Origin of the sequence: Enterococcus sp. 22-H-5-01 (assembly GCF_050310005.1) — a bacterium.
GTDB classification, from domain to species: domain Bacteria; phylum Bacillota; class Bacilli; order Lactobacillales; family Enterococcaceae; genus Enterococcus_A; species Enterococcus_A hailinensis.
On the sequence record NZ_CP189993.1, the window covers coordinates 1,687,293 to 1,700,000 of the forward strand.

Annotated in this window: 4 protein-coding genes, 1 tRNA gene, 4 rRNA genes and 1 other annotated feature; of the genes, 6 read left to right on the forward strand and 3 right to left on the reverse strand. The window is 43.7% G+C overall.

The window, feature by feature from the left end; translation table 11 throughout:
- Window positions 1-21 precede the first annotated feature (21 nt).
- Window positions 22-1,506 (forward strand): IMP dehydrogenase, encoded by a 1,485-nt coding sequence (guaB, locus tag ACQKTA_RS08545; protein ID WP_427813440.1) that lies wholly within the window; start codon window positions 22-24, stop codon window positions 1,504-1,506.
- Between the two features lie 68 nt (window positions 1,507-1,574).
- On the opposite strand, the gene serS is transcribed toward guaB, so the two are convergent.
- From serS to ACQKTA_RS08560, 3 genes are all read right to left on the reverse strand, one after another.
- A complete protein-coding gene (serS, locus tag ACQKTA_RS08550; protein ID WP_427813441.1) occupies window positions 1,575-2,855 on the reverse strand; it encodes a serine--tRNA ligase in 1,281 nt (426 codons plus the stop codon).
- 44 nt (window positions 2,856-2,899) lie between these two features.
- Window positions 2,900-3,111: a binding site (T-box leader), on the reverse strand.
- Between the two features lie 30 nt (window positions 3,112-3,141).
- On the reverse strand, window positions 3,142-4,293 hold the full coding sequence (locus ACQKTA_RS08555) for a sensor histidine kinase (RefSeq protein ID WP_427814533.1): 1,152 nt from the start codon (window positions 4,291-4,293) through the stop codon (window positions 3,142-3,144).
- An 18-nt stretch (window positions 4,294-4,311) separates the two neighbouring features.
- Window positions 4,312-5,001: a response regulator transcription factor gene (locus ACQKTA_RS08560; protein ID WP_332579949.1), complete on the reverse strand. Its 690-nt coding sequence runs from the start codon at window positions 4,999-5,001 to the stop codon at window positions 4,312-4,314.
- 628 nt (window positions 5,002-5,629) lie between these two features.
- Between ACQKTA_RS08560 and ACQKTA_RS08565 the strand changes: the two genes are divergently transcribed.
- The 5 genes from ACQKTA_RS08565 to ACQKTA_RS08585 all read left to right on the forward strand — a co-directional run bounded on the left by ACQKTA_RS08565 (window position 5,630) and on the right by ACQKTA_RS08585 (window position 12,597).
- Window positions 5,630-7,188 (forward strand): 16S ribosomal RNA (locus tag ACQKTA_RS08565).
- Between the two features lie 216 nt (window positions 7,189-7,404).
- Window positions 7,405-10,317 (forward strand): 23S ribosomal RNA (locus ACQKTA_RS08570).
- A 71-nt stretch (window positions 10,318-10,388) separates the two neighbouring features.
- Window positions 10,389-10,504 (forward strand): 5S ribosomal RNA (gene rrf, locus ACQKTA_RS08575).
- A 385-nt stretch (window positions 10,505-10,889) separates the two neighbouring features.
- A 16S ribosomal RNA gene (locus ACQKTA_RS08580) occupies window positions 10,890-12,448 on the forward strand.
- The 16S, 23S and 5S rRNA genes sit together here with 1 tRNA gene alongside, the layout of an rRNA operon.
- 76 nt (window positions 12,449-12,524) lie before the next feature.
- Window positions 12,525-12,597 (forward strand) — tRNA-Ala (locus ACQKTA_RS08585).
- The last annotated feature ends 111 nt before the right edge of the window (window positions 12,598-12,708 follow it).

The window sequence follows — 12,708 nt, forward strand, 5'->3', positions numbered from 1 at the left end:
TCTGAGGAGTGGTAACGAACAATGTCTAATTGGGAAACGAAATTTGCGAAAAAAGGTTTGACGTTTGATGATGTATTATTGATTCCAGCTGAGAGTCACGTATTGCCAAATGATGTGGATATGAGTGTGCAACTGGCTAAAAATATCAAATTGAACATTCCGTTAATGAGTGCAAGTATGGATACTGTAACAGATAGTAAAATGGCGATTGCGATGGCCCGTCAAGGTGGTCTTGGAGTTATCCATAAAAATATGAGTATCGCTGCCCAAGCAGATGAGGTTCGTAAAGTAAAACGGTCAGAGAGTGGTGTCATTATTGATCCGTTTTTCTTAACTCCGGAACATAAAGTCCAAGATGCAGAAAAATTAATGGCCCGCTACCGTATCAGTGGTGTGCCTATCGTTGAAACATTAGAAAATCGTAAATTAGTAGGCATCATTACAAATCGCGATATGCGTTTTGTGACAGACTATGAAATGTCGATTGATGAAGTAATGACTAAAGACGGTTTAGTAACTGCTCCCGTTGGAACAAAACTGAAAGATGCAGAAAAAATTCTTCAAAAACATAAAATTGAAAAATTACCAATCGTAGATGAAGAAGGTCGTTTAAGTGGCTTGATTACGATCAAAGACATCGAAAAAGTGATTGAATTCCCCAATGCTGCGAAAGATGAACATGGCCGTTTGTTAGTGGCTGCAGCAGTTGGTGTGACGAGTGATACTTTTGAACGTTCAGAAGCTTTGTTAGAAGCTGGGGCTGATGCAATCGTGATCGATACTGCTCATGGTCATAGTGCAGGTGTTTTACGGAAAATTCGTGAAATTCGCGAAACCTTCCCAGAGGCGACTTTGATTGCTGGAAATATCGCAACTGCTGAGGGTGCCAAAGCTTTATACGATGCTGGTGTCGATGTAGTTAAAGTAGGTATTGGACCAGGATCTATCTGTACGACACGTGTAGTTGCTGGGGTCGGTGTTCCTCAATTAACAGCGATTTATGATGCTGCTTCTGTTGCTCGTCAATATGGAAAAGCAATTATTGCTGATGGTGGGATTAAGTATTCTGGCGATATCGTTAAAGCTTTAGCAGCAGGTGGTTATGCAGTTATGCTAGGCTCAATGTTAGCTGGAACAGACGAATCTCCGGGTGAGTTTGAAATCTATCAAGGTCGTCGCTTTAAAACATACCGAGGTATGGGTTCACTGGGCGCGATGGAAAAAGGTTCGAGTGATCGTTACTTCCAAAGTGGGGTCAACGAAGCGAATAAATTAGTTCCTGAAGGAATTGAAGGTCGTGTAGCCTATAAAGGGACTGCGGCAGATATCATTTTCCAAATGATCGGCGGACTGAAAGCTGGTATGGGTTATGTTGGAGCAGCCAACTTGGAAAGCTTACGTGAGAATGCACAATTTGTTCAAATGAGTGGCAATGGTTTGAAAGAATCTCATCCACATGATGTTCAAATCACGAAAGAAGCACCAAACTATTCGGTAGAACAATAAAAGCAAAAAAAGACAGTCAGTTGACTGTCTTTTTTCTTTACTATAAATCAAAGTAAAAGTAGTGATTCTTAGTTAGTCTTTTTAATAACTTTTTCATTACCCATATAAGGAACTAAAGCATCCGGAATTGTAACTGTTCCATCTTCGTTTTGATAATTTTCTAGAATAGCAGTGACAGTACGACCAACAGCTAAACCAGAGCCATTTAAAGTATGGGCGTATTGTACTTTTCCATCTTCATCGCGGTAACGAATCATTGCTCGACGTGCTTGGAAATCTTCACAGTTAGAGCATGAACTGATTTCACGGTAGGTGTTTTGCGCCGGCACCCAGACTTCGATATCATACGTTTTAGCAGCAGAGAAGCCCATATCTCCAGTACATAAAGTGATTACACGGTATGGTAAGCCTAATTTTTGTAGGATTGTTTCAGCGTTGTTCGTCATTTTTTCTAATTCATCATAAGAATTTTCTTTGTTGCTGAATTTTACCATTTCTACTTTGTGGAATTGATGCAGACGAATCAATCCACGAGTATCGCGACCGGCACTTCCAGCTTCAGAACGGAAAGATGGTGAAAGGGCAGTGAAGTAAATTGGTAGATCTTTTCCTTCTAAGATTTCATCAGCATAATAATTGGTCAATGGCACTTCAGCAGTTGGAATCAACGTTAGATCGCGACCTTCTATTTGAAAGACATCTTCTTTAAATTTAGGAAATTGACCTGTGCCAAACATTGATTTGCTGTTTACCAAGTAAGGAGTAATCATTTCTGTATAACCTTGTTCGTAGATATGTTCATCTAGCATAAAGTTGTAAACAGCCCGTTCTAATCGAGCACCCAAACCTTTGTAATAAACAAAGCGGCTACCGGAAACTTTTGCCCCACGCTCAAAGTCTAGAATATCTAGGTCTTCAGCTACTTCCCAATGTGGGCGAGGTTCAAAATCAAATTCGCGTGGTGTACTCCAACGACGGACTTCTACGTTATCATCTTCATCAGCGCCGACAGGAACAGAATCATGAGGAAGATTAGGTAAAGTTGTAGCAATTTCAGTTAACTGTGCATCAATAGTAGCCACTTGTGCATCAAAATCTTTAATTTTGACGCCGACTTCTTTCATTTCAGCAATTTTATCAGCCGCATCATTTTTTTCACGCTTTAATTGTGCAATTTCATTTGATACATCATTCCGATATTTTTTTAACTCTTCTGTTTTAACTAATAATTGACGACGTTGTTCGTCTAGTTCTAAGAAGCGTTTTAAAATTTCTTCTTTAACACCACGTGTGACTAATTTGTCTTTTACTTCGGTAAAATTGTTACGAATCATTTTTACATCTAGCATATTATTTCCTCCTTTAAAATAAAAAAACACCGTCTCATCCCGTAAATAGGGACGAAACAGTGTTGAATTTCGCGGTACCACCCAAATTCAGCATAGTAGCTGCACTTGAAAGACGATTATCGACGTCACCCGGTTCTTCTTTCGAAAAACGCAGATTATGAAACTGGATTTCCTTAGGTTGTTTTGTTGATTCTCACCAGCCATCAACTCTCTAAAAAAACAAACGTAAGTACTTGGTTTCCTGCATTTCTTATTAAGCTTAGTATAAGCAATCAAAAAATTAAAGTCAATGATTATCTGGAATGGTCTTCACTTGGTTTTTATACAGTGGCAAGTGAATGATAAAAGAGGTCCACTCTTTATTAGACTGTGCATAGATATAGCCACCATGTAGATTGATAATATTTTGAGCAATAGCCAAACCTAACCCGGTACCGCTAATTTCTTGAGAACGAGATTCGTCGACCCGATAAAAGCGATCAAATAATTGATCTAACGCTTCACGGGGGATTTCTTTACCGTTGTTTCTAACTGTTACCACAGCTTCATTCTTAGTTTTTTCGATTTCAATCAAGATTTTATCGGCATCCGTCCCGTATTTGAACGCATTTGTAATCAAATTATTGAAGACACGGACTAACTTTTCTGTGTCACCATCCATGATTAAATGTGGCTCTTGGGTCTCAACTAATATTTGGATATTCTTTTTTTTTGCTTCTAATTCAAAGTCAGCCGCTAACTGTTCTAATAACTGAACCATATCAAAAGAAACGGTATTCACAGGGACAGACGGCTGCCGGACTTTAGAGTATTCAAAAAGATCTTCGACTAGCGACTTCATCTGTTTAGCCTTATTATAGGCAATACTAGTATATTTAAGTATTTCATCAGGGTTTTGATACTGTCCATCTTCAATTAGCCCTAAATAGCCAATGATTGAAGTCAATGGGGTACGTATATCATGACTGACATTGGTAATTAATTCATCTTTTGATTTTTCAATCGCTCGTTCATCTTCAATGGCAGCAACAGTGCTGTCAACTAATCCATTAATGCTATCAACGACTTTACTAAGGTCGCCACGAAGCTCAAAAGGAATCCGGTAATCATAGTTACCGTTAGCAATGTAGTGCAATTCGTTAATAATATGTCGTAGCTGCATTTGACGATAACGACGAATCAACCGCCAAAAAATAATTAAGGCATCAATTACAATGAAAAAGGGAATAACAAAATTGCGTCCACTCCAAAAAATATCACTACCTAAATTGTTAGCAAAAATATTTTTTGATCGGTAGATAGCATCGGATAAGTCAGGCGAATTATTTAGCATTTGGCTAAAAAGAACCATAATTGCAACATTTAATAGAAGCAACAAGATAACGGTAACGATTCCTTCCGCAATTAATTCACTGACTTCCTTTGATGTAAGAGTGATTCTTTTTTTTTCTCGATTTTATTTTGCATCAATCTTATAACCCACACCCCAAACCGTTTGGATCACTTTTTCTCCATTTGTAGCTTCTTCGATTTTATCCCGTAGATGACTTACATGTACCATAACTGTTTTAGCAGATACAATACTTTCTTGTTTCCACACACGTTCAAAAATTTCATCAGCACTGAAAACACGGTTAGGGTGGCTGGCTAATAAATACAAAATTCCAAATTCTAAAGCCGTCAATTGGATCTCTTTTCCATCTATTGTTTTAACTTCATGAGAATCCTTATTGATGATCAATGATTGGATTTCTAAAATATCTGGTTGATCTTCGGCTACTTGCATCTTTGTACGACGCAATAAAGATTTTACTCGAGCCATCACTTCTAAAGGATTAAATGGTTTTGTAACATAATCATCAGCCCCAGCGACTAGTCCTTTGATTTTATCCATGTCGGTAGTTTTTGCGGTTAACATGATAATCGGGATTTGAGATTCTTTTCTAAGTTCTTTCACGACTTGCATACCATCCATCACTGGCATCATAATATCTAATAGAAGTAAGTCGATATCATTCGCTGTTCTAAGTTTACTCAAAGCCTCTTTTCCATCATAGGCTTTAATAACCTCATAGCCTTCATTATGCAAGTAAATACTTAATAGTTCGACAATTTCTTTATCGTCATCTGCAACTAATACTTTCATATGGTGTTCCTCCGTCCGTATAAATAAATGGTACTACGCCTCATTTTACCAAAGAAATCTATAGAAGGCGAAAAACAACGCTACGAGTTAATGAAAAATCAAAAATAAAATACCAAAAAATTCGATTTTAAACTTAATTTACACTAGTATTTTTCAAAAAAAACGAACAAAAAAACATAAATTATATTTATTCATCGTGTTTGAGAAAAGTGAATAAAATTGCGTTGTTTTTGTTGACCAATCAGCTTAAAACTGATATATTGTTCTATGTTCTGAAACAGTGACTTAACATTTTAAAAACTTTTCGGAACACCTAAAATAAATGTTGACAAAAAAATATTTATAAGTTAAGATAACAAAGTCGCATCAAGCAGTAATGGCGATTTTAAAAAAACTTCTTCAAAAAAGTTTTAAAAAGTTGTTGACATTAACTTTTAAATTTGTTAAGATATAAAAGTTGCTGAAACAAAGCGACAAACAATGTAGACCTTTGAAAACTGAACGAATAAAACAAACCAAATGTGTAGGGCGTTTCTTTTAATAGAAACAAACAAAACATAGCAAGCAATATGCTAGCAAGTCAATTTTTAAAATTGAGCTTAACAATCGCAAGATTGTTTCAAACACTTTTTATGAGAGTTTGATCCTGGCTCAGGACGAACGCTGGCGGCGTGCCTAATACATGCAAGTCGAACGCTTTTTCTTTCACCGGAGCTTGCTCCACCGAAAGAAAAAGAGTGGCGAACGGGTGAGTAACACGTGGATAACCTACCCTCAAGCGGGGGATAACACTTGGAAACAGGTGCTAATACCGCATAACAAAGAAAACCGCATGGTTTTCTTTTGAAAGGCGCTTTTGCGTCACTTGAGGATGGATCCGCGGTGCATTAGCTAGTTGGTGAGGTAACGGCTCACCAAGGCAACGATGCATAGCCGACCTGAGAGGGTGATCGGCCACATTGGGACTGAGACACGGCCCAAACTCCTACGGGAGGCAGCAGTAGGGAATCTTCGGCAATGGACGAAAGTCTGACCGAGCAACGCCGCGTGAGTGAAGAAGGTTTTCGGATCGTAAAACTCTGTTGTTAGAGAAGAACAAGGATGAGAGTAAAAAGTTCATCCCTTGACGGTATCTAACCAGAAAGCCACGGCTAACTACGTGCCAGCAGCCGCGGTAATACGTAGGTGGCAAGCGTTGTCCGGATTTATTGGGCGTAAAGCGAGCGCAGGCGGTTTCTTAAGTCTGATGTGAAAGCCCCCGGCTCAACCGGGGAGGGTCATTGGAAACTGGGGAACTTGAGTGCAGAAGAGGAGAGTGGAATTCCATGTGTAGCGGTGAAATGCGTAGATATATGGAGGAACACCAGTGGCGAAGGCGGCTCTCTGGTCTGTAACTGACGCTGAGGCTCGAAAGCGTGGGGAGCAAACAGGATTAGATACCCTGGTAGTCCACGCCGTAAACGATGAGTGCTAAGTGTTGGAGGGTTTCCGCCCTTCAGTGCTGCAGCTAACGCATTAAGCACTCCGCCTGGGGAGTACGACCGCAAGGTTGAAACTCAAAGGAATTGACGGGGGCCCGCACAAGCGGTGGAGCATGTGGTTTAATTCGAAGCAACGCGAAGAACCTTACCAGGTCTTGACATCCTTTGACCACTCTAGAGATAGAGCTTCCCCTTCGGGGGCAAAGTGACAGGTGGTGCATGGTTGTCGTCAGCTCGTGTCGTGAGATGTTGGGTTAAGTCCCGCAACGAGCGCAACCCTTATTGTTAGTTGCCATCATTTAGTTGGGCACTCTAGCAAGACTGCCGGTGACAAACCGGAGGAAGGTGGGGATGACGTCAAATCATCATGCCCCTTATGACCTGGGCTACACACGTGCTACAATGGGAAGTACAACGAGTCGCGAAGTCGCGAGGCTAAGCTAATCTCTTAAAGCTTCTCTCAGTTCGGATTGTAGGCTGCAACTCGCCTACATGAAGCCGGAATCGCTAGTAATCGCGGATCAGCACGCCGCGGTGAATACGTTCCCGGGCCTTGTACACACCGCCCGTCACACCACGAGAGTTTGTAACACCCGAAGTCGGTGAGGTAACCTTTTGGAGCCAGCCGCCTAAGGTGGGATAGATGATTGGGGTGAAGTCGTAACAAGGTAGCCGTATCGGAAGGTGCGGCTGGATCACCTCCTTTCTAAGGAATATTACGGAGACTACACAGGTTATTTTATTCGTTCAGTTTTGAGAGGTTTACTCTCAATCGTTCATTGAAAACTGGATACAGAAACAAACCAAACAAACCGAGAACACCGCGTTGAATGAGTTTTTTAATAAGTTCAATTGCTTATTTTATTACTAAGGAACATGATCGCTCATGGAAATTAGTAAGACCCAACCGAAAGGTTGATAAGGTTAAGTGAATAAGGGCGCACGGTGGATGCCTTGGCACTAGGAGCCGATGAAGGACGGGACTAACACCGATATGCTTCGGGGAGCTGTAAGTAAGCTTTGATCCGGAGATTTCCGAATGGGGAAACCCAGCATCTTTTATAGGATGTTACTTTTCAGTGAATACATAGCTGATTAGAGGTAGACGCAGAGAACTGAAACATCTAAGTACCTGCAGGAAGAGAAAGAAAATTCGATTCCCTGAGTAGCGGCGAGCGAAACGGGAAAAGCCCAAACCAAGAGGCTTGCCTCTTGGGGTTGTAGGACTCCGATATGGTAGTCCAGTGAGATAGTCGAAGGACCTGGAAAGGTCTGCTAGAAAGGGTAAAAGCCCCGTAGACAAAATTTGACTGACACCTAGGAGGATCCTGAGTACGGCGGAACACGAGGAATTCCGTCGGAATCCGGGAGGACCATCTCCCAAGGCTAAATACTCCCTAGTGACCGATAGTGAACCAGTACCGTGAGGGAAAGGTGAAAAGCACCCCGGAAGGGGAGTGAAATAGATCCTGAAACCGTGTGCCTACAACAAGTTAAAGCCCGTTAATGGGTGATAGCGTGCCTTTTGTAGAATGAACCGGCGAGTTACGATTACTTGCGAGGTTAAGTTGAAAAAACGGAGCCGTAGCGAAAGCGAGTCTGAATAGGGCGAATGAGTAAGTGGTCGTAGACCCGAAACCATGTGATCTACCCATGTCCAGGTTGAAGGTGCGGTAAAACGCACTGGAGGACCGAACCCACGTACGTTGAAAAGTGCGGGGATGAGGTGTGGGTAGCGGAGAAATTCCAAACGAACTTGGAGATAGCTGGTTCTCTCCGAAATAGCTTTAGGGCTAGCCTCAGAGTAAGAATGATGGAGGTAGAGCACTGTTTGGACTAGGGGCCCATCTCGGGTTACCGAATTCAGATAAACTCCGAATGCCATCCATTCATCTCTGGGAGTCAGACTGTGAGTGATAAGATCCATAGTCGAAAGGGAAACAGCCCAGACCACCAGCTAAGGTCCCAAAATATATGTTAAGTGGAAAAGGATGTGGGGTTGCACAGACAACTAGGATGTTGGCTCAGAAGCAGCCACCATTTAAAGAGTGCGTAATAGCTCACTAGTCGAGTGACCCTGCGCCGAAAATGTACCGGGGCTAAACATATTACCGAAGCTGTGGAACACACCATTAGGTGTGTTGGTAGGAGAGCGTTCTAAGGGCGTTGAAGGTAGATCGTGAGGACTGCTGGAGCGCTTAGAAGTGAGAATGCCGGTATGAGTAGCGAAAGACAGGTGAGAATCCTGTCCACCGAATGACTAAGGTTTCCTGGGGAAGGCTCGTCCGCCCAGGGTTAGTCGGGACCTAAGCCGAGGCCGAAAGGCGTAGGCGATGGATAACAGGTTGATATTCCTGTACCCGTTGTTTTTGTTTGAACAATGGAGGGACGCAGGAGGCTAAGGAATCAGACGATTGGAAATGTCTGTCCAAGCAACAAGTCTTGAAGTGAGTCAAATGCTTGCATCTTTAAGGACAAGTTGTGATGGGGAGGGAAATAATAGTACCGAAGTTCCTGATGTCACACTGCCAAGAAAAGCTTCTAGTTAGAAAACAATGGCCCGTACCGCAAACCGACACAGGTAGTCGAGGAGAGAATCCTAAGGTGAGCGAGAGAACTCTCGTTAAGGAACTCGGCAAAATGACCCCGTAACTTCGGGAGAAGGGGTGCTGATCTAACGATCAGCCGCAGTGAATAGGCCCAAGCGACTGTTTATCAAAAACACAGGTCTCTGCAAAATCGAAAGATGACGTATAGGGGCTGACGCCTGCCCGGTGCTGGAAGGTTAAGAGGAGTGCTTAGCGTAAGCGAAGGTACGAATTGAAGCCCCAGTAAACGGCGGCCGTAACTATAACGGTCCTAAGGTAGCGAAATTCCTTGTCGGGTAAGTTCCGACCCGCACGAAAGGCGTAACGATTTGGGCACTGTCTCAACGAGAGACTCGGTGAAATTTTAGTACCTGTGAAGATGCAGGTTACCCGCGACAGGACGGAAAGACCCCATGGAGCTTTACTGCAGTTTGATATTGAGTGTTTGTACCACATGTACAGGATAGGTAGGAGCCGTAGAAGTCGGAACGCTAGTTTCGACAGAGGCGCTGGTGGGATACTACCCCTGTGTTATGACCACTCTAACCCGCACCACTAATCGTGGTGGGAGACAGTGTCAGATGGGCAGTTTGACTGGGGCGGTCGCCTCCTAAAAGGTAACGGAGGCGCCCAAAGGTTCCCTCAGAATGGTTGGAAATCATTCGCAGAGTGTAAAGGCACAAGGGAGCTTGACTGCGAGACCTACAAGTCGAGCAGGGACGAAAGTCGGGCTTAGTGATCCGGTGGTTCCGCATGGAAGGGCCATCGCTCAACGGATAAAAGCTACCCTGGGGATAACAGGCTTATCTCCCCCAAGAGTCCACATCGACGGGGAGGTTTGGCACCTCGATGTCGGCTCGTCGCATCCTGGGGCTGTAGTCGGTCCCAAGGGTTGGGCTGTTCGCCCATTAAAGCGGCACGCGAGCTGGGTTCAGAACGTCGTGAGACAGTTCGGTCCCTATCCGTCGCGGGCGTTGGAAATTTGAGAGGATCTGTCCTTAGTACGAGAGGACCGGGATGGACTTACCGCTGGTGTACCAGTTGTCTCGCCAGAGGCATCGCTGGGTAGCTATGTAGGGAAGGGATAAACGCTGAAAGCATCTAAGTGTGAAGCCCACCTCAAGATGAGATTTCCCATTTCTTTAAGAAAGTAAGATCCCTGAGAGATGATCAGGTAGATAGGTCAGAAGTGGAAGTGCAGTGATGTACGGAGCGGACTGATACTAATCGATCGAGGACTTAACCAAAAAAATTGATCTTGGCTGTTTGAATGTTTCTGATCCAGTTTTGAGTGAACGAAGTTTACTCAAACAAATAGTGTGGTGGCGATAGCGAGAAGGATACACCTGTTCCCATGTCGAACACAGAAGTTAAGCTTCTTAGCGCCGATTGTAGTGAGGGGTTGCCCCTTGTGAGATTAGGACGTCGCCACGCGAATTCCATCCAAATTGGATGGAATTTTATTTCTTGTTATGATAATAAATTTTGTTTGCATCGAAACTATTTTAGTAATAAAATAAGTTGACTTATAAACGTAAATAAGTTATTATAACTAAGTTGTTTAATGAATAACAGATTTAAAAACTTTTTGAAAAAGTTTTTAAAATAGTTGTTGACATCAACTTTTAAATCTGTTAAGATATAAAAGTTACTGAAACAAAGCGACAAACAATGTAGACCTTTGAAAACTGAACGAATAAAACAAACCAAATGTGTAGGGCGTTTCTTTTAATAGAAACAAACAAAACATAGCAAGCAATATGCTAGCAAGTCAATTTTTAAAATTGAGCTTAACAATCGCAAGATTGTTTCAAACACTTTTTATGAGAGTTTGATCCTGGCTCAGGACGAACGCTGGCGGCGTGCCTAATACATGCAAGTCGAACGCTTTTTCTTTCACCGGAGCTTGCTCCACCGAAAGAAAAAGAGTGGCGAACGGGTGAGTAACACGTGGATAACCTACCCTCAAGCGGGGGATAACACTTGGAAACAGGTGCTAATACCGCATAACAAAGAAAACCGCATGGTTTTCTTTTGAAAGGCGCTTTTGCGTCACTTGAGGATGGATCCGCGGTGCATTAGCTAGTTGGTGAGGTAACGGCTCACCAAGGCAACGATGCATAGCCGACCTGAGAGGGTGATCGGCCACATTGGGACTGAGACACGGCCCAAACTCCTACGGGAGGCAGCAGTAGGGAATCTTCGGCAATGGACGAAAGTCTGACCGAGCAACGCCGCGTGAGTGAAGAAGGTTTTCGGATCGTAAAACTCTGTTGTTAGAGAAGAACAAGGATGAGAGTAAAAAGTTCATCCCTTGACGGTATCTAACCAGAAAGCCACGGCTAACTACGTGCCAGCAGCCGCGGTAATACGTAGGTGGCAAGCGTTGTCCGGATTTATTGGGCGTAAAGCGAGCGCAGGCGGTTTCTTAAGTCTGATGTGAAAGCCCCCGGCTCAACCGGGGAGGGTCATTGGAAACTGGGGAACTTGAGTGCAGAAGAGGAGAGTGGAATTCCATGTGTAGCGGTGAAATGCGTAGATATATGGAGGAACACCAGTGGCGAAGGCGGCTCTCTGGTCTGTAACTGACGCTGAGGCTCGAAAGCGTGGGGAGCAAACAGGATTAGATACCCTGGTAGTCCACGCCGTAAACGATGAGTGCTAAGTGTTGGAGGGTTTCCGCCCTTCAGTGCTGCAGCTAACGCATTAAGCACTCCGCCTGGGGAGTACGACCGCAAGGTTGAAACTCAAAGGAATTGACGGGGGCCCGCACAAGCGGTGGAGCATGTGGTTTAATTCGAAGCAACGCGAAGAACCTTACCAGGTCTTGACATCCTTTGACCACTCTAGAGATAGAGCTTCCCCTTCGGGGGCAAAGTGACAGGTGGTGCATGGTTGTCGTCAGCTCGTGTCGTGAGATGTTGGGTTAAGTCCCGCAACGAGCGCAACCCTTATTGTTAGTTGCCATCATTTAGTTGGGCACTCTAGCAAGACTGCCGGTGACAAACCGGAGGAAGGTGGGGATGACGTCAAATCATCATGCCCCTTATGACCTGGGCTACACACGTGCTACAATGGGAAGTACAACGAGTCGCGAAGTCGCGAGGCTAAGCTAATCTCTTAAAGCTTCTCTCAGTTCGGATTGTAGGCTGCAACTCGCCTACATGAAGCCGGAATCGCTAGTAATCGCGGATCAGCACGCCGCGGTGAATACGTTCCCGGGCCTTGTACACACCGCCCGTCACACCACGAGAGTTTGTAACACCCGAAGTCGGTGAGGTAACCTTTTGGAGCCAGCCGCCTAAGGTGGGATAGATGATTGGGGTGAAGTCGTAACAAGGTAGCCGTATCGGAAGGTGCGGCTGGATCACCTCCTTTCTAAGGAATATTACGGAGACTACACAGGTTATTTTATTCGTTCAGTTTTGAGAGGTTTACTCTCAATTTAATACTTGGGGCCTTAGCTCAGCTGGGAGAGCGCCTGCTTTGCACGCAGGAGGTCAGCGGTTCGATCCCGCTAGGCTCCATTGATGACACTAGTCATCATCGTTCATTGAAAACTGGATACAGAAACAAACCAAACAAACCGAGAACACCGCGTTGAATGAGTTTTTTAATAAGTTCAATTGCTTATTTTA

Bases quoted from the DNA above. Each gene is read 5' to 3' on its own strand.
- serS (WP_427813441.1), bottom strand. From the start codon at position 2,855: ATGCTAGATGTAAAAATGATTCGTAACAATTTTACCGAAGTAAAAGAC.
- guaB (WP_427813440.1), top strand. From the start codon at position 22: ATGTCTAATTGGGAAACGAAATTTGCGAAAAAAGGTTTGACGTTTGAT.
- ACQKTA_RS08560 (WP_332579949.1), bottom strand. From the start codon at position 5,001: ATGAAAGTATTAGTTGCAGATGACGATAAAGAAATTGTCGAACTATTA.